Annotated in this window: 19 protein-coding genes; 10 read left to right on the top strand and 9 right to left on the bottom strand. The window is 72.2% G+C overall.

Annotated elements, in window-relative coordinates; translation table 11 throughout:
- Positions 1–19: 19 nt before the first annotated feature.
- Positions 20–859, bottom strand: a complete 840-nt coding sequence (locus NE235_RS03500; RefSeq protein ID WP_252799274.1) for a DUF6585 family protein — start codon at positions 857–859, stop codon at positions 20–22.
- A 222-nt stretch (positions 860–1,081) separates the two neighbouring features.
- On the opposite strand from NE235_RS03500, the gene NE235_RS03495 reads away from it, so the two are divergent.
- Together NE235_RS03495 and fahA are read left to right on the top strand one after the other, a co-directional pair.
- Complete coding sequence (locus NE235_RS03495) at positions 1,082–2,401, top strand: DUF2637 domain-containing protein (protein ID WP_252799273.1); 1,320 nt, start codon at positions 1,082–1,084, stop codon at positions 2,399–2,401.
- Between the two features lie 103 nt (positions 2,402–2,504).
- Positions 2,505–3,710, top strand: coding sequence for a fumarylacetoacetase (gene fahA, locus NE235_RS03490; RefSeq protein WP_252799271.1), 1,206 nt, complete (start codon positions 2,505–2,507; stop codon positions 3,708–3,710).
- A gap of 64 nt (positions 3,711–3,774) precedes the next feature.
- Here fahA and ispF read toward each other — a convergent pair whose 3' ends face one another.
- On the bottom strand, positions 3,775–4,236 hold the full coding sequence (ispF, locus tag NE235_RS03485; protein ID WP_252799269.1) for a 2-C-methyl-D-erythritol 2,4-cyclodiphosphate synthase: 462 nt from the start codon (positions 4,234–4,236) through the stop codon (positions 3,775–3,777).
- Positions 4,237–4,261: 25 nt separating this feature from the next.
- Positions 4,262–4,744 (bottom strand): CarD family transcriptional regulator, encoded by a 483-nt coding sequence (locus tag NE235_RS03480; protein ID WP_252778128.1) that lies wholly within the window; start codon positions 4,742–4,744, stop codon positions 4,262–4,264.
- Positions 4,745–5,029: 285 nt separating this feature from the next.
- Between NE235_RS03480 and NE235_RS03475 the strand changes: the two genes are divergently transcribed.
- Entirely contained in the window at positions 5,030–5,752 is a 723-nt protein-coding gene (locus NE235_RS03475; protein ID WP_252799267.1) for a hypothetical protein, read from the top strand.
- A gap of 199 nt (positions 5,753–5,951) precedes the next feature.
- Positions 5,952–6,851, top strand: a complete 900-nt coding sequence (locus NE235_RS03470; protein ID WP_252799265.1) for a hypothetical protein — start codon at positions 5,952–5,954, stop codon at positions 6,849–6,851.
- 194 nt (positions 6,852–7,045) lie between these two features.
- Here NE235_RS03470 and NE235_RS03465 read toward each other — a convergent pair whose 3' ends face one another.
- Together NE235_RS03465 and NE235_RS03460 are read right to left on the bottom strand one after the other, a co-directional pair.
- Positions 7,046–7,732 carry a response regulator gene (locus NE235_RS03465; protein WP_252778131.1) on the bottom strand — a complete coding sequence of 229 codons (687 nt, stop codon included), beginning with the start codon at positions 7,730–7,732 and terminating at the stop codon, positions 7,046–7,048.
- Entirely contained in the window at positions 7,729–8,910 is a 1,182-nt protein-coding gene (locus NE235_RS03460) for a sensor histidine kinase (protein WP_252799264.1), read from the bottom strand. Before NE235_RS03460 ends, NE235_RS03465 begins: the two co-directional genes overlap by 4 nt.
- Before the next feature lie 153 nt (positions 8,911–9,063).
- Here NE235_RS03460 and phoU point away from each other — a divergent pair, with 153 nt between their 5' ends.
- Complete coding sequence (gene phoU / locus NE235_RS03455; protein ID WP_252799262.1) at positions 9,064–9,720, top strand: phosphate signaling complex protein PhoU; 657 nt, start codon at positions 9,064–9,066, stop codon at positions 9,718–9,720.
- A 68-nt stretch (positions 9,721–9,788) separates the two neighbouring features.
- On the opposite strand, the gene NE235_RS03450 is transcribed toward phoU, so the two are convergent.
- From NE235_RS03450 to mshA, 4 genes are all read right to left on the bottom strand, one after another.
- Complete coding sequence (locus NE235_RS03450) at positions 9,789–10,535, bottom strand: phosphoglyceromutase (protein WP_252799261.1); 747 nt, start codon at positions 10,533–10,535, stop codon at positions 9,789–9,791.
- Between the two features lie 30 nt (positions 10,536–10,565).
- Complete coding sequence (locus tag NE235_RS03445) at positions 10,566–11,378, bottom strand: SAM-dependent methyltransferase (protein ID WP_252799259.1); 813 nt, start codon at positions 11,376–11,378, stop codon at positions 10,566–10,568.
- Between the two features lie 124 nt (positions 11,379–11,502).
- Positions 11,503–12,039 (bottom strand): type III secretion system chaperone family protein, encoded by a 537-nt coding sequence (locus NE235_RS03440; protein WP_252799257.1) that lies wholly within the window; start codon positions 12,037–12,039, stop codon positions 11,503–11,505.
- A 22-nt stretch (positions 12,040–12,061) separates the two neighbouring features.
- Complete coding sequence (gene mshA / locus NE235_RS03435) at positions 12,062–13,318, bottom strand: D-inositol-3-phosphate glycosyltransferase (protein ID WP_406567529.1); 1,257 nt, start codon at positions 13,316–13,318, stop codon at positions 12,062–12,064.
- 103 nt (positions 13,319–13,421) lie between these two features.
- Here mshA and NE235_RS03430 point away from each other — a divergent pair, with 103 nt between their 5' ends.
- The 5 genes from NE235_RS03430 to NE235_RS38060 all read left to right on the top strand — a co-directional run bounded on the left by NE235_RS03430 (position 13,422) and on the right by NE235_RS38060 (position 17,500).
- Entirely contained in the window at positions 13,422–14,186 is a 765-nt protein-coding gene (locus tag NE235_RS03430; protein WP_252799253.1) for an SDR family NAD(P)-dependent oxidoreductase, read from the top strand.
- 83 nt (positions 14,187–14,269) lie between these two features.
- The gene (locus tag NE235_RS03425; protein WP_252799251.1) at positions 14,270–15,220 is read left to right on the top strand and encodes a class I SAM-dependent methyltransferase; all 951 of its coding nucleotides are present in this window, start codon (positions 14,270–14,272) and stop codon (positions 15,218–15,220) included.
- A 99-nt stretch (positions 15,221–15,319) separates the two neighbouring features.
- Positions 15,320–16,030 (top strand): hypothetical protein, encoded by a 711-nt coding sequence (locus NE235_RS03420; protein WP_252799249.1) that lies wholly within the window; start codon positions 15,320–15,322, stop codon positions 16,028–16,030.
- Positions 16,031–16,146: 116 nt separating this feature from the next.
- A complete protein-coding gene (locus NE235_RS03415) occupies positions 16,147–16,491 on the top strand; it encodes a hypothetical protein (RefSeq protein ID WP_252799248.1) in 345 nt (114 codons plus the stop codon).
- Positions 16,481–17,500: a transglycosylase SLT domain-containing protein gene (locus NE235_RS38060; protein WP_252799246.1), complete on the top strand. Its 1,020-nt coding sequence runs from the start codon at positions 16,481–16,483 to the stop codon at positions 17,498–17,500. Before NE235_RS03415 ends, NE235_RS38060 begins: the two co-directional genes overlap by 11 nt.
- The last annotated feature ends 7 nt before the right edge of the window (positions 17,501–17,507 follow it).

The following is a 17,507-nucleotide window of genomic DNA, read 5'->3' as shown; positions in this document are numbered from 1 at the left end:
GTGACTGAAACCGCGTCCCTCACCCATTGACCGACCCCACCGTTCGCCCGGTGGTCCCGTCCGTCCGCGCGCCGTCGTGCGCGGCGCGCAACCGCCGCGTCAGCTCGCCGAACGCCACGGCGTTCGGGACCTCGGCGGCGATCGCCGTCAGCCCGGCCGGCCGGTCGGCGCGGTCGACGTGGACCATGCCGCTCTCGATCTCGACCCGGTCGACGTTCTCCCAGGGAACGTACTCGCCGTCTTTGGCGATGCCCTGCCGGGTGACGCTGAACGGCCCGAGACGCACCTTGCCGCCGGTTCCGACCCGGGACAGGTACTCCGGCAGCACCCGCCCGGTCACCTCGCGGGAGACCGTCTCGACCAGTTCGCGGGCCCCGGGGACGCCCCCGTCGAGCAGGGCCTCCGCCTCGGCCCCCGCCCGGCCGGACAGGGTCAGGCGCCAGGTGACCGCGCCGGTCGCGGCCGCCCGTACGCCGGAGACGCGCAGTTCCGTGACGGCGTCCCAGGGGAACGGCGTCACCGCGCGCCAGGAGGACAGCACGACGCCGTTCTCGAACAGGTGGACGGTCGTGGCACCCTGCCCCGGCAGGACGTCCCGCACGAGGACGCGAGCGGCCGCACCGAGGTACGCGACGGTGAGCGACAGGGACAGCCCGGACGCCCAGCCGAGGCCGTCGAGCAGGAACGCGATGGTGAAGGGCAGCAGCACGAGGCCCGGCAGGCCCAGCAGCACGAGCCACGCGCGGGACCGCCGGTCGGCGGACCGGGGCCGGTGGACGGCCTGGAACGCGCCGAGCCGTTCGTCCTCGGCGGCCCGGCGGACACGAGACGGGAGATCGGCCGCGGTCACTTCTTCCATCACAAATACGGGGGAAACCGGCATACGACCGCCCGCATACCCACGAGCCGCCCCCTTGAAGCCGGGACGCCGGATCCGGCCACCGATCTTCCCCGCCCGCACGCGGCGCGCCCCCGGCCCGCGCGCCGAGCCGGGCGACACGCGGCGCGCGGTGAGAGCAGGAGCACGTTGATCCGGTCAAGATAAGGGAACCCCTCCGACACGATGGTTGGCATCCCTGCTATGAGTGACTCCCCCGCTCCGTACTCGACGGCGCAGCGGCGGCTGCTGACGGCCGCCGGCGGCCTCGGCGTCGCGGCGCTGGCCGGCGCGACGTTCGTGCTGTCCTACGACGACCTGCGCACGCTCGCCCTCCAGGGCGGCGCGGCCCGGCACCGAGCCTTCCTTTATCCCGGCATGGTCGACGGCCTGATCGTCGTGGTGATCCTTTCGATCCTGACCGCCCGCCGGTCCGCCTGGTGGGCGCGCGCCGTCCGCTGGCTGCTGCTCCTGGCGCTGATCGCCGGCGCCGGCGCGGCCGGGGTCGAACGCGCGCTCCACGGCTACGGCCGCCTCTCCCACGCGTGGCTGTCCGGAGGAGTCGCGGCGGCTCCCTGGGTGATCCTCGTCATCGCCGTCCGGCTGTGGCTATCCATGATCAAGCAGCTCGTACGGACCCGGCGGCGCGACGCCGCGGCACCGGCGGTCCCGGACTCCCCGGACTCCCCCGAGTCGCCGTCCGGCGCGCCGGACGGCGACCGGGCGTTCATCCCCGGTCTCGGCGACGAGGCGTACGCCGAGACCCGGCCGCTCCCGCGCCCGGCCCCGCCCCGCGCGCTCGCGCCCGCGACCGAGCCCGCGATCGAGCCCGTGATCGAGCCCGTGATCGAACCCGGGCCCGACGCCGTACGGGACCGGCCGCACGAGGACACCGCCATACCGGTACGAGACCGGCCGCACGAGGACGACACGTCCGTACGGGATCGGCCGCGCGAGGACGACGACGCGCCCGTCGGGGACGAGCCGGCGGGCGAGACCGCCCTGGACCGGACCCGTGAGGACCGGATCGCCCTCCCCGGCCCGGCCACTCCCCTCCTGGAGGATCCCGAACCGGCGCTCCCTCCCGAACTGGAGCGACAGGCGGATCGCGCGTGGCAGCCCGGCCCCGCCCTGCCCCCGGGCACGGAGCCCGAAGCCGGGCAGGACACTGGAGAGAGCTTCGAGCCCGCCGAACCCACGGAGCCGGACAGCGGCCCCGTACCGGAGACCGACGCGGAGGTGACGGCGCCCGTGCAGAACACGCCCGTGGATCCGGAAGAGGAGGAGCCCCCGCCCCGCTGGGTGGCCCGGCCCTCGCTGCCCACCGACGTACGGCTGGTCGGCCCGCCCCGGACCGGGCGGCTCGGCGACACGCAGCCGGACGGGATCAGTCTCCGCGACACCGATCCGGACGGCATTCCCATGCCCCGCGTGGCGGACGAGACGCCCGCCGGTGAGGATGACGTGACGTCGACGCCGCCGTCGAGCACGTTCCGCAGCTCACCCACCCCGCCCCGCGACTGAGCCGTCCCGGGACCGCGCCCGCGACCGCCCGCCCCTGCTCAGACGGGGCGGGATCTTGCGGGTTCTTCCGGACGCCCGGGCGGGCCTGGGAAGGTAGTGATTCATGGAAACGTGGGTCGACGTGCCCGAGGGCAGCGGATTCGGGGTGGAGAACCTGCCGTACGGCGTGTTCTCCCGGCGCGGCGGGCCGCCGCGGGTGGGGGTCGCCATCGGCGACCGGGTGCTGGACCTGGCCGGGCTCGCGGAGGCGGGCCTGCTCACCGACCGGGGGTGGTTCGCCGCCGGGACGCTGAACTCCTTCATGTCCGCCGGGCGCCCCGTTTGGCAGGCGACCCGGGAGCGCCTCACCGCGCTGCTGACCGGCCCGGAGCACCGCGGCCGGGTCGAACCGCACCTGGTCCCGCTGAGCGACGCCGACCTGCGCCTGCCGTTCGACGTCGCGGACTACGTCGACTTCTACTCCTCACGCGACCACGCGACCAACGTCGGCCGGATCTTCCGGCCGAACGCCGAACCCCTTCCCCCGAACTGGCTGCACCTGCCGATCGGGTACCACGGCCGGGCCGGGACCGTCGTGCCGTCCGGGACGCCGGTCGTACGGCCCTGCGGGCAGCGCCGGAGCGAGGACGGGCCGGTGTTCGGGCCGTCGCTGAAGCTGGACATCGAGGCGGAGGTCGGCTTCGTCGTGGGCGTTCCCTCGGCGCTCGGCCAGCCGGTGCCGACGGCCGGCTTCCGGGACCACGTGTTCGGCTTCGTGCTGGTGAACGACTGGAGCGCCCGGGACATCCAGGCGTGGGAGTACCAGCCGCTCGGGCCGTTCCTCGGCAAGTCGTTCGCGACGTCGATCTCCCCCTGGGTGGTGCCCCTGGCGGCCCTCGAGAGCGCTCGTACGGCCCCGCCGCCCCAGGACCCGGAGCCGTTGCCGTACCTGCGGTGCGACGAGCCCTGGGGGCTCGACCTGACGCTGCGGATCGAGCTGAACGGGCACGTGGTGAGCCACCCGCCGTTCGCGACGATGTACTGGACCGCGCCGCAGCAACTCGCGCACGCGACCGTGAACGGCGCGGCGCTGCGCACCGGCGACCTGATGGCCTCGGGGACGGTGTCCGGGCCGGAGCGGGACCAGCGCGGCTGCCTCATCGAGCTCACCCGGGACGGCCGGGAGCCGCTGGAGCTGCCGGACGGGCGGCGACGGGCGTACCTGGAGGACGGCGATACCGTACGGATCCAGGCGACCGCGAGCGGGCCCGGCGGCGCGCCGATCGGGTTCGGCGAGGTGACGGGGACGGTCCTGCCCGCCTCCCGCTGACCTGCCCCGGATGTCCGGCCGCCCAGCGGCCGGCGACGACCGCCGGGCGTTGGTGGTGATCGCGCTAGACGAGGACGAGGGCCGTGGCGATGGCGGCCAGGCCCTCTCCGCGGCCCGTGAGACCCAGCCCGTCCGTCGTGGTGCCGGCCACGCCGACCGGGACGCCGCCGAGCGCCTCGCTCAGCGTCTTCTCCGCCTCCGCGCGGCGCCTGCCGATCCGCGGGCGTACGCCGATGACCTGGATCGAGACGTTGCCGATCGCGAAGCCGGCCGCCGTGATGCGGCGCTCCACCTCCCGCAGGAGATCGACGCCGGAGGCACCCGCCCAGCGCGGGTCGGAGGTGCCGAAGACGGCGCCCAGATCGCCGAGACCGGCGGCCGACAGCAGCGCGTCGCACGCCGCGTGCGCCGCCACGTCGCCGTCGGAGTGTCCCGCGAGACCGTCGCCCTCACCGGGCCAGTCGAGGCCCGCCACCCGGAGCGGACGGCCGGACGCGAACGGGTGGACGTCGACTCCGACGCCCACCCGTGGAAACCGAGTCGCCAAGACGCTAGTTGGCCAGGACCTCGTCGAGGAGGGCCTCGGCCTTGTCCTCGTTGGTCTTCTCGGCCAGCGCCAGCTCGCTGACCAGTATCTGCCGCGCCTTGGCCAGCATCCGCTTCTCGCCGGCCGACAGCCCGCGCTCCTTGTCACGCCGCCACAGGTCCCGGACGACCTCGGCGACCTTGTTGACGTCGCCGGACGCGAGCTTCTCGAGGTTCGCCTTGTAACGCCTCGACCAGTTCGTGGGCTCTTCGGTGTAGGGTGCGCGGAGCACCTCGAACACCTTCTCGAGCCCCTCCTGGCCCACGACGTCACGAACACCGACCAGCTCGGCGTTCTCCGCGGGAACGCGAACGGTGAGATCGCCCTTATCGACCTTCAGGACCAGGTAGGTCTTGTCCTGACCTTTGATGGCACGAGTCTCGATGGCTTCGATCCGAGCAGCCCCATGGTGGGGGTAGACGACAGTGTCGCCGACCTTGAAAGTCATGTGACAAGTACCCCTTCCGCTATGGATAAGGGTAGCACGCTGCAGGGACCTGCTGAACCGACCATCTGGACATATACGCAGGTCAGCGCGGTAATTAGGGTATTGACAAAGCGCCAATTCGGTGCAACACCGGCCCATGACGATTGGTTTGGGCCACACCGCTCACACGGCGCCGGAAGCGGCTCATACTGGAGATGGACGAGCCGACACGGGCCCGTGATCCCGCTGTGGACGGGGCGCGGGACCGGGGTGGGGCCGGCAGCGGTCCGAGAAGGTAGGTGTGGCGTGGGGCTTCACGGCGACCCTGACGACTACGGGCTTCCCAAGGTCGACATCGTCGTCCCGGACGACGCGCGGGAACTCGACCGCGACGTGCTCGCGTACCGCCGCGAGCTGCGCCAGAAACGCCGCCGCGAGCGGTGGCGACGGCTCGCCCGTCCTTTCACCCGCTACGGCATCGCCGCGCCCTTCATCGCCAGCGCCGTTCTCGTCGCCCTCATCAGCGGAGTGCTGATGACCGTCGTCTCGCCGCGGCCCACCACCCGCGCCGTCCAGGTCCCGCCCACCGGCGTCGTACGCCACCGGCCGGGGGACCCCGGCGGCGCCCTGCCGACCGGAACCCTCATCGTGAACGGCCGGGGGATGCCCATCGACACGCTGGTCAACGTCGCCGGCGTCGTCCTGATCGTGCCGCGCGACTGCCGCTGCGACGCCACCGTCACGCACGTCGCCCAGCAGGCCGTCAGCCAGGGGGTCCAGACCTGGGTGATCGCGGACGGGCGCACGGGCAAGGACGCGGACGACGTCCGCCGGCTCGCCGACACGGTCCCGCGCGGCGACGCCATCCCCGCCGAGGATCCCGGCCGGGTGCTGTCGACCACCTTCCGCGCGGCGGGTCTCACGGCCGTGCTCGTCGGGCCGGATAAGATCGTCCGCGACATCGTCCGCGGCGTTCTGCCGGACCGGAACCTGACCCCGGCCCTGCAGGCGCTGCACACCCCGGGCTGAGCGTTCCGAGCCCGGCAGGACGTCCGCACGGCCCGCCGGGCGAGGTCGTTCGGAGAACACCGGCCCGGCCCCGCCTTCCCGGGGAAGCACGGAACCCGCCCCCCGTCAAGGGCGGTGCGGACACCCTCGCTACCCTTCAGACCGGGCGTTCCGTACGCCTCGGCAAGACCCAAGCCCTGCCCAAGGAGAGAACGACGCCGTGAGCCGCAACCGTCGCCGGGCCGCCGCCATGGCCATCGCCGGTGCCTTCGCCGTCGCGCCGCTGGTGTCCGCCTGCGGTGCCGGCCAGCATCCGCAGTCGGTGCTGCCGACCCGCCTGACCGAAGGCGTCAACGCCTCCGTGGGCCACATCGACGTACGCAACGCCTTCCTGCTCGGCCCCGATCCCGGCCAGCGACTTCCCAAGGGCGCGAACGCGCCGTTCTACGCCTCCATCGTCGAGAAGGGCTCCGCCCCGGACCGGCTCGTCGGCATCGAGGCGACGGGCCTGGCAGCTTCGGCGCAGATCGCGGGCGGCGGCATCGACCTGCCGCCGAACCAGCTGATCTCGCTCAACCCGCTGTCCGCCGGCCGGCCGACCGGCGTCCCGACGCCCGGCACCTCGCCGAGCGGCACGCCGGCCCCCGCCGCCTCGCCGAACGCGAGCGGCACCCCGAGCAAGGGCACCGCGAAGAAGGGCACGCCCGCCAAGTCGGGCAAGCCGGGAGCGCCCAGCGGCGCGGCCACCCCTCAGGGCACCCCGAGCGGCCCCGCGTCGAGCCCGGCCGGCACCACGGGGGCCGCGACCCCGCCGGTGTTCCTCAGCGGGCTCCAGACCCCGCTGAGCGGTGGCGAGAACGTCCGGCTGACCCTGCACTTCCAGCAGGCCGGCGCGCTGACCATCAGCGTCCCCGTCCTGCCGCGCGCCGACTACTACGGGACCTACCCGCCGGCGCCGAGCGGGACCACGGCGACCACGCCGAGCCCGGCCACCACCGGCTCGCCCGCGACCCCGGCCGCGAGCCCCACGCCGGGCGCGACCGGCAGCCCCAGCGCGGGCGCGGTGAAGCCCACCAAGCACCCCAAGGGCAAGAAGTCCTCCGCGAAGCCCGGCGCCTGAGCGTCACGGCATCCGGCCCCTGAGGGCCACGGAGCGCGCACGAGAGAGCCCGCCGACCTTCCGTATCGGGGTCGGCGGGCTCTGGCGTTCCCGGTGCCCCTCGCGGCGGGGCAGGCGTACCGCGGCCTCCTCGGTACCGCGGCTTACTCGCTACCGCGGCCTACCCGGTACCGCGGTCTCCTCGGTGCCGGGGCCTACTCGTCGGGCTCGAACTTGTAGCCGAGCCCGCGCACGGTGATGATGAAACGCGGCGTCGAGGGGGCCGGCTCGATCTTGGCCCGCAGGCGCTTGATGTGCACGTCGAGCGTCTTGGTGTCCCCGACGTAGTCGGCGCCCCACACGCGGTCGATCAGCTGCATCCGGGTCAGCACCCGCCCGGCGTTGCGCAACAGCACCTCGAGCAGCTCGAACTCCTTCAGCGGCAGCGGCACCTCGTTGCCGGAGACGGTCACGACGTGCCGCTCGACGTCCATGCGGACCGGTCCGGCCTCCAGGGTCGCGGGCGCGAGCTCCTCGCCGTCGCCGCGGCGCCGGAGCACCGCGCGGATGCGGGCGACGAGCTCCCGGGAGGAGAACGGCTTGGTGACGTAGTCGTCGGCGCCGAGTTCGAGGCCGACGACCTTGTCGACCTCGCTGTCCTTGGCCGTGAGCATGATCACCGGGACGTTCGACTTGGTGCGCAGCTCCCGGCACACCTCGGTGCCGGGCAGGCCGGGCAGCATGAGGTCGAGCAGGACGAGGTCGGCGCCGGAACGGTCGAAGGACTCCAGGGCGTCCGGCCCGGTCGCCGCGACGGCGACTTCGAAACCCTCTTTGCGCAACATGTACGACAGCGCGTCGCTGAACGACTCCTCGTCTTCCACGACGAGCACTCGGGTCACTGGGGGGCCTCCCGTACGGTGTCTTGCTCAGGTGTTTCCTTCGCGGATGCGGAGGTGGAAAGCAGCGGAAGGCGGATGGTGAAGGTCGAGCCGGATCCCTCCTTGCTCCAGACGTTCACATCGCCCCGGTGCCGGGTCGTGACGTGCTTGACGATCGCGAGCCCCAGACCGGTGCCGCCGGTCTGCCGGGACCGCGCGGGATCGACGCGGTAGAACCGCTCGAAGATGCGCTCGAGGTCGGCCTCGGGGATCCCGATGCCCTGGTCGGTCACGCTGACCTCGACGTGCTTCTCGTCGGCCAGCCGGGTGCAGACGACGACCCGCGTGCGTTCGGGACTGTAGGCGATGGCGTTGTCGATGAGGTTGCGGACGGCGGTGATCAGCAACTCCTCGTCGCCGTACACCCGCAGGTCGTCGCGGCCGCCGATGGCCAGGGTGATCTCCTTCGGCTCCGCCTTGAGGCGGCACCGGTCGACGGCCTCGTGGATGACGTCGTCGAGGGCCACCGTCCGGGGCCGCTCGACGACCTCACCGCCCTGGAGCCGGGTCAGCGTGATCAGGTCCTGGATGACGTTCGTCAGGCGCGCGGACTCGTGCTGCATGCGCCCGGCGAAGCGGCGTACGGCCTCGGGGTCGTCGGCGGCCTCCTCGACCGTCTCCGACAGCAGGGACAGCGCGCCGACGGGGGTCTTGAGCTCGTGGCTGACGTTCGCCACGAAGTCGCGGCGGACGGCCTCGACGCGGCGGAACTCGGTCAGGTCCTCGGCAAGGACGAGCACGAGACCGTGCGAGCCCATGGGCGCGACCCGGACCGAGAACCAGCGGCCCTCCCGGCGGCCGTGGACGACCTCGATCTCCTCTTCGCGGATCTCCCCGTCGCGGCGCACGAGCCGCGCCATCGCGATGAGCTCGTCGACGAGCAGCCGGTCACCGCTGACCAGGCCGAAGGCCCGGGCGGCCGAGCTGGCGCGCAGCACGCGGTCCTCACCGTCGATGACGACCGCCGAGGACGGGAGGACGCTCAGCACGGACGCCACGCCGCTGGGCAGCCCCGACACCGGCGACGGGGTATCGGCGGGGCGCTGGGCGCGCTCGCTGGCGCGTACGGCAAGCCCTGCCACCAGACCGGTGAGGAGCCCGACGCCACTCGCCAGGCCGGCGACAACCTCCACATTCACATCTTGGATCGTAGGCGGGAGTCCGCCTAGGTCCACGCGCGGACCCGGGCGGCCGCAAGGACGTTCGTCAAAAGTTAACCTGCAACTCCGCGACCGTTCATGCCGTCCGACGATGCTGCCGACTGGATATCCACGCCTCTTTTAAGGATCTTTATGCGAGACGCCTACCACGAGGAGCTCGACGGGCTCTCCGACAAGCTCGTGGAGATGACGCGACTGGTGCGGTCGGCCATGACCCGCGCCTCCACGGCTCTGCTGGACGCCGACCTGCGCCTCGCCGAAGAGGTCATCAGCTGCGACGAGCAGGTCAACAAGATCAACACGGAGATCGAGGAGACGGTCTTCGACCTGATGGCGCGGCAGCAGCCGGTCGCCCGCGACCTGCGGATGCTGATCGCCGCGCTCCGGATGAGCGGCGACATCGAGCGCATGGGCGACCTCGCCGTCCACCTTGCCAAGACCGCCCGTCGGCGGCACCCCGAGTCGGCGATCCCGCCGGAGCTGCAGGCGACGGTCCTGGAGATGGGCCAGATCGCCGAGCGCATGATCGCCAAGGCGGGCAGCGTCATCGCCTCGCACGACGTCGAGATGGGCCTTGAGCTCGACGGCGACGACGACCAGATGGACCGGCTGCACCGGAAGCTGTTCGACGCGCTGCTGTCGCCGAAGTGGCGGCACGGCGTCGAGCCGGCCGTGGACATCTCCCTGGCCGGCCGCTACTTCGAGCGGTTCGCCGACCACGCCGTGCACGTCGCGGAGAACGTCGTCTACCTGGTCACCGGCGAGCACGCCGCGGACATCGCCGAGTAATCCCCCGCCCACGACGAACGGATCCCGGCAGCGACCGCTGCCGGGATCTTCTGTCTGACGGGGAACGACTACTTCTTACCCTGGTTCGCGACGGCCGCGATGGACTTCTCGGCGGCCTCGGGGTCGAGGTACTCGCCGCCCTTCTTCAGCGGCTCGAAGTCCTCGTCCAGCTCGTAGCGGAGCGGGATGCCGGTGGGGATGTTGAGGCCCGCGATGTCCTCGTCGGAGATGCCGTCGAGGTGCTTGACCAGCGCGCGCAGGGAGTTGCCGTGCGCGGCGATCAGGACCGTGCGGCCGGCCGCGAGGTCGGGGACGATCGCGTCGTACCAGTACGGCAGAAGGCGGTCGACGACGTCGGCGAGGCACTCGGTGCGCGGGATGAGCTCCGAGGGCAGCAGGGCGTACCGCGGGTCGTTGATCTGGGAGAGCGGGTCGTCGTCGGCGATCGGCGGCGGCGGCGTGTCGTACGACCGGCGCCAGGTCATGAACTGCTCGTCGCCGTACTCCTCGCGCGTCTGCGCCTTGTTCTTGCCCTGGAGGGCGCCGTAGTGCCGCTCGTTGAGCCGCCAGGACCGGCGTACGGGGATCCAGAGCTGCTCGGCCGCGTCGAGCGCGATGTTGGCCGTGCGGATCGCCCGCTTGAGCACCGAGGTGTGCACGACGTCGAGCTTGAGGTCGGCGTCGAGGAGCAGCTCACCGCCGGTGACCGCCTCCTCTTCCCCCTTCTCGGAAAGATCGACGTCCACCCAGCCCGTGAACAGGCCCTCGGCGTTCCAGACGCTCTCGCCATGCCGGAGAAGTACCAATGTCGCCATGGCAGATGAGCCTAGTGCCTCCCCTGGACCTCAGGGTTTGCGGGCGACCCCTGCGAGGAAGTAGCTCTGCGGGTAACGCTCGGTGATCAGCTTGGACTCGACGTTGTCGGGGCGCCACGCCGAGACGTTGACCAGCCCGGGTTCGACCAGTTCCAGGTCGCCGAAGAGGCCGCGGATCCGCTCGGTGGAGCGGGTGATGATCGGGGTGGAGGAGCGCCGGTAGATCTCGGTGACGGGCTCGACGGCCTCCGGGAGCGCGTCCCCGCAGACGTGGCTCAGCACGAGGTACCCGCCGGACGGAAGGGCGTCCCGGAACCGCGCCACGACCTTCTCGGGGTCGTCGGCGTCCTGGAGGAAGTGCACGATCGCCACGAGCAGGATCGCGACGGGCCGGTCGAAGTCGAGGCGCTCGCGGACCTCGGGGTCATCGAGGATCTCCTCGGGGCGGCGCAGATCGGCCTGGACGATGTGGACGTTCTGGGAGCCGGCGAGGATCGCGCGGCCGTGGGCGAGCACGACCGGGTCGTTGTCGACGTAGACGACGGAGGCGTCGGGGGCGATCGTGTGCGCGACCTCGTGGACGTTGTTCTGGGTGGGCAGGCCGGTGCCGATGTCGAGGAACTGCCGGATGCCCGCCTCGGCGAGGTACCGCACGGCCCGGCCGAGGAAGGCGCGGTTCTGGCGGGCGGCGAGGCGGATCTGGGGGGCGATGCCGAGGACCATCTCGGCGGCGGCGCGGTCGGGCGCCAGGTTGTCCTTGCCGCCGAGGAAGTAGTCGTACATCCGAGCCGCGTTGGGCGTGCTCAGATCGACACTCTTAGGGGCCTCGTCCCGATCCGTCACTCCGCGCCCCCTCCGGGCTGGACTGCTGCGACCAGAGGTAGTTTAGCTACTTAAAGCCACCAATGATGCGCAATATGAATATCGCCGCTAAACCCGGTTTCGGGCGGAGTGCCGGGTCCGCCGGTCAGGACGGGCCGAGGGAGGAGCCGGAGGCGGTCTGACCCGCCGCGCCGCCCTCGGCGGCGTCGGGCAGGATCCGGGCGAACGGCCGGAGGTTCGCGACGCTCTCCCCGCGGCTCACGCGCCACTCCCATTCGCGCCTGATCGACGCGGCGAACCCGAGTTCCAACGCGCGGTCGAAATTGTCGTCAGAGTACGTGAGCACACAGCCGAGAATGCGGTCGATCTCCTCCGGCGTCACCGCCGAGAGCGGCAGCCGCCCGACGAGGTACACGTCCCCGATCGGGTCGAGGGTGAAGGCGACGCCGTACATGCCGCCGTTCTTGCGCAGCAGCCAGCGGTAGAACTCCTCGTGGTTCTCGTCCGGCTGCCGGCAGAAGAACGCCTCGACATGCAGGCTGTGGTCGCCGGCGATCAGCCAGGTCATCGTGGCCAGCTTGTGGCGTCCGGGCAGCTTGACGAGGTAAGCGCCGGGCCGCGGCCGGTCGTACTCCAGCCCCTGCTCGTCGAGGATCTCCTTCAGCGTCTCATCGGCGCTCATGTGCCCTCCGCCCTCTCGTTGGTCAGGCCGAGACGGCCATGGTGCGGGCCTCGACGGCCTCGGCGTACACCTCCAGGAGGCGGTCGGCCGTCTCGTCCCAGCCGAACGCCCTGGCGTGGCGTACGGCGGCGTCCGACATCGCGCGCAGCCGCCCCGGCGTGCCGAGCAGGCCGCGCAGGACGCGAGCGTAGTCGGAGGGATCGTGCCCGTCGATCAACACTCCGGACCGGCCGTCCCGTACGGCGATGCGCAGTCCGCCCACCGCCGCGGCGACCACCGGGGTGCCGCACGCCTGCGACTCGACGGCGACCAGGCCGAACGACTCACTGTGCGAGGGGACGACGGTGACGTCGGCGGCGCGGTACCAGTCGGCCAGCTCGTCCTGCGGGCAGGGCGGCTCGAAGCGGACGACGTCCGCGACGCCGAGCCGGTGCGCGAGGTGCCGCAGCTCCTCCGGCCGGGCGCGGCCGGACCCGCTCGGCCCGCCGACGATCGCAACGATCAGCCGGCCGCGGAGCGCCGGGTCGTCCTCGATCATGCGGGCGGCGGCGCGGACGAGGACGTCGGGAGCCTTGAGCGGCTGGATCCGGCCGACGAACAGCAGGACGGCCGCGTCCTCCGGGAGGCCGAGCCGGCGCCGCGCGCCGCCGCGCGGGGTGAACCGGGACAGGTCCGCGCCGGGTGGCACGGTGGCGACCTGGACGGGGTCCGCGTCGTACAGCGAGATCAGCTGCCGGGCCTCTTCGGCGGTGTTGGCGACGAGCCGGTCGGCCGAGTCGACGACCTGCTGCTCGCCGAGGACCCGGCCGAGCGGCTCGGGCGCGTCGTCGGTGGCCAGGGCGAGGTTCTTGACCTTGGCCAGGGTGTGCATCGAGTGGACGAGCGGGACGCCCCAGCGCTGCCGCGCGGCCCAGCCCGCCTGGCCGGAGAGCCAGTAGTGCGAGTGGATCAGGTCGTAGTGGCCGGGCTCGTGCGCGGCCTCCGTACGCAGCAGGTCGGAGGTGAACGCGCACAGGTGGCCGGGCAGTTCGGACTTGTCGAGCTCCTCCAGCGGCCCGGCGGCGACGTGCCGGACCGACACGCCCGGCGCGAGCTCGGTGACGGGCGGGAGCGTCCGCGAGGTCGCGCGGGTGAACACGTCGACCTCGACGCCGCGCTCGGCCATGCGCTTGGCGACCTCGACGATGTAGACGTTCATCCCGCCGGCGTCGCCGGTCCCCGGTTGCTCCAATGGCGATGTGTGAACACTGATCGTCGCTACCCGGGCGAGACCCGACACGGACACCACCTCCGATAGAGCAACTTACCGGCCACACCACCGCATTCCCCCGGCCTGGTCTCCCCTTGAAGGCGCAGGACATGCGCCTGAGAGGATTGCGATCGTGCGGAAGACAGCAGTGATCACGGGTGCAAGCAGTGGAATCGGCGCCGCGACCGCGCGGCGGCTCGCGGCGGAGGGGTTCGACGTGGTGCTCGCCGCGCGCCGCGTCGACCGCCTGGAGAAGCTGAAGGCGGAGATCGAGAGCGCCGACCCCGCCGGGCGGCGGAACGCCGTCGCGGTGGTCGCCCTCGACGTCACGTCCCAGGAGTCGGTCGACGCGCTCGCCGCGTCCCTGCGGCAGTGCCACGTCCTCGTCAACAACGCGGGCGGCGCGGCCGGCCTGGACCCGGTCGCGACCACGGACCCGGCCGACTGGCAGTGGATGTTCGAGACGAACGTCCTCGGGCTGATGCGCGTCACCAAGGCGCTGCTGCCCAAGCTCATCGAGAGCGGCGACGGCCACATCGTCAACGTCACCTCCCTGGCCGGGCACGCCGTGTACGAGGGCGGCGCCGGGTACACCGCGGCCAAGCACGGCGCCGCCGCGGTCAACGACACGCTCCGCCTCGAGCTGTACGACCGGCCGGTCCGCGTCACCGAGGTCGCGCCGGGCATGGTCAAGACGGAGGAGTTCTCCCTCGTCCGGTTCAAGGGCGACGAGGAGAAGGCCGCCAAGACCTACGACGGCGTGGCCGAGCCGCTGGTCGCCGAGGACGTCGCCGACTGCATCGCCTGGGCCGTCACCCGGCCGTCGCACGTGAACATCGACCGGATCGACGTCAAGCCGCGCGCCCAGGCCGCCGCCCACAAGGTCCACCGGGTCTGACGTCGCGGGCGGGTCGGCGCGTGGCCGGCTGCTCGGTGCCGGCCCCGTCCCCGGCGGTCCCTCGATGGCCGCACACTGGGTGCGTGTCCCGTCCCCTGCGGCCCGAAGGCGTCATCACCCGCGGCACGACCGCGCCGAACCGGCTGCGCCGCGCCGACCGCTGGATCGTCGCGGTGCACGGCCCGCTGCTCCGGCGGGCCGACCGGCCCCTCGTCGTCGACCTGGGTTTCGGGGCCTCACCGGTCACGACGGCCGAGCTGTTCGCGCGGCTGCGCGCGGTGCACCCCCGCGTCGAGGTGGTCGGCGTCGAGATCGATCCGGCGCGGGTCGCCGCCGCGAAACCGCGCGAGCGCGAGGGCCTGTCCTTCCGCCTCGGCGGTTTCGAACTGCCCGTCGACCGCCCTCCCACGCTGGTCCGGGCGTTCAACGTGCTGCGCCAGTACGGGGAGGGCGAGGCGTGGGCGGCGTGGGAGCGGCTGTGCGCGGGCCTGGCCCCCGGCGGCGTTCTCGTCGAGGGCACCTGCGCGGAGACCGGCCGCCGTGCCACGTGGGTGACACTCGGCACCCGGGATACGGGTGCCCGGGACGCGGGTGCCCGGGACGCGGGTGCCCGGGACGCGGGCACTCGGACCACGGGCAGCCGGGACGCGGGCGGCCGGGGACGCCGTGCGGTGCGGCCGGGCGGGGCCGATCCGCGCACGATCACGCTGGCGGCCCACCTACCGACGCTGGAGCGGCCTTCGGATCTGGCGGAGCGCCTGCCCAAGACGCTGATCCACCGCAACGTTCCCGGCGAGCGGGTGCACGGGCTGCTGGCCGCCTTCGACCGCGCGTGGGCGGCCGCCGCGCCGCGGTCGGTGTTCGGGCCACGCCAGCGCTGGGTCGCGGCGGTGGAGCTCCTGGCGCGGGACCACCCGGTGCTCACCGCGCCGCCGTACGGCGGCCGGGCCCGCTGGCGGCTGGGGGAGGTCACCCTCCCCTGGGCGGCCGTCGCCCCGGACGGGGACGCCGGGGCAGGCCCTGGATCCCCTTGATGCCGTCTTTGCGCTAATAACGACATATCGCCATAGAAACGGCTTTTCGGGCGAACGACCGTTGGAGTACCGGTCGACTTCACCGAGGAGATGATTTCCATGGGCGAACGCCACGAGATGCGATGGGGCGGGCTGGCCGGCATCGGCGCGGTCGTCTTCGCGGCCGCCGGCCGGATCGTGATGGGCCCCATGCCCCAGCTCACCAGCCCCGTCGGCACGGTCACCATGTACCTCGCGACCCACCGGACGCAGATCATGTGGGGCACCGTGCTCCTCGCGATCGGAGTCGCCCTGTTCCTGTGGTTCGGCGCGACGCTGTCCACGGCGTTCCGGCGCGCGGACGAGGCCGGCGACGCGCCCACCGTCGTCCTCGCCGGGTTCATCCTCGTCTCCACCCTCGCGTTCATGGCCGTCTCGGTGTTCGCCGGCGTGACGTACGCCATGACCGAGTACCGCGCGCTGCTCCTGTTCGCGCCGGCCCCGTACGCCGCGATGACGGTCGTGGGGACGGTCACGGGCGTCGCCATCGCCCTGACCTTCGCGGCCATCGCCGTGGCCATCGCCCGCACCCGCGTCCTCCCGAGATGGATGGCGCTGTTCGCCGGGACCGTCGCGGCGGTCCGGCTACTCGCCGCCTTCACCCTGGGGATCACCGGAGGCGTCCTGGTGCCCGGCGGATGGCTGGAGACGTACGCCCCGGGCATCCTCGCCGCGCTCTGGGTGCTGACCGCGAGCGGGCTCCTCGTCCGGAAGCGCCTGCCGGCCCTCCGGATGCGCGCGCCGCACATCATGGGGCCCCGCCGCGCCTGACCGTACGGAACAGGCCGTGTCTCTCTGGCCGAAGTCATGATCTGCCCGGTAATGTGAAGTCGCTTTTTTCCGGTGCGACATCCGTCATGCCACGTCGGCCATTACGAGGGGAACGCATGACGACGAGTGACAACGCCCTGAATTGGCAGGTGCACCACCAAAAGCTGTCCGCGGCCGCGGATGGGGCCTATGAGCTCGCCCGCGGCCTGCGCAGGACGATCTCCGAAACCGCGGCGGGGTGCCTGGCCGTCACGGCGGGCCACCAGGGTTTCGCGTGCATGGATACGCTCGCGCGGCTGCATGAGGCACATTCCGCGCACTTCGAGGGCCACGCGCTTGACGCCGACGAGCTGACCCGCCGTTTCCTGAACACCGGCACCTCCTACACGGGAGCCGAGCACGCCGCCTGGGAGGCGGTCGGCCAGGTCCGGCAGCTGGCCGAATCCGAGCGTGAGGTCTGATGTGGCGATCTCCTTCGAGCAGCTCAGGGACGCCAACCCGGCGATGTTCCAGCAGAGCGCGACGGCGTGGAAGGACTGGGCCGACGCCGCCCTGATCCACGCCGGATACGTCGACGACCGGGTCCACCCGCACATCCGGCCGGGGCACTGGGACGGCATGGTCGCCGAGATGGCCCGCGGGAAGGTGACCGACGCCAAGACGCGGCTGACCAACACCGCCGGGAACCTGAAGAGCATCGAGACCGTGCTCGTTCAGGCGGGTCAGGACTTCGAGCAGGCCCAGCAGGATCTTCGCAAGGGGATAGCACAGGCGAACGACAACCACCTGGCGATCAGTTCCACGGGCGAGGAGGTGACCGTCACGATCCCCGCCGACCTCCTCGATGAGAGCAAACACTCTCCCTCAGAGATCGACCGGGTCAAGACGGCCGCGTCCGAGGCGCAGACGACGATGCGGGCGGCGCTCTACCGGGCGAACCAGATCGACGGCGGGGTCGAGAAGGCCCTGAACGGCCTGTTCCCCCCGAAGAACGGCGGACCGGGCAACAACGGCGGCGGCCCGACCGGCGGCCACGGCCCGAGCGGCTGGAACGGCGACTACGGCCCCAGCGGGGCGCCGCCACTCCAGAAGCCCAGCGGGAACGTCGCGGAGTGGATCCGGCAGGCGATCGCCGTCCTGCAACAGCACGGCATCCACCTGGGCCCGAACGACGCGAGCTACATCGCGACCATCATCCAGTACGAGTCCGGCGGCAACCCGCACGCGATCAACCTCTGGGACTCCAACGCCGCCGCCGGTCACCCGTCGAAGGGCCTCATGCAGACCATCGACGGCACCTTCAACGCGTACGCGCTGCGCCAGGCGGGCGGTGCGGCGCCCAACGTCTGGAACCCGGTCGACAACATCGTCGCCGGCGTGAACTACGCGCTGCACCGGTACCACTCACTGGCCAACGTCCCCGGCATCCGGAACATCATCCACCACGCCGGCCCGTACGTCGGCTACTGACGGCGAC

Origin of the sequence: Actinoallomurus spadix, assembly GCF_024055725.1 — a bacterium.
GTDB lineage: Bacteria > Actinomycetota > Actinomycetes > Streptosporangiales > Streptosporangiaceae > Actinoallomurus > Actinoallomurus spadix.
This window is presented reverse-complemented; position numbering and strand designations above follow the sequence as displayed.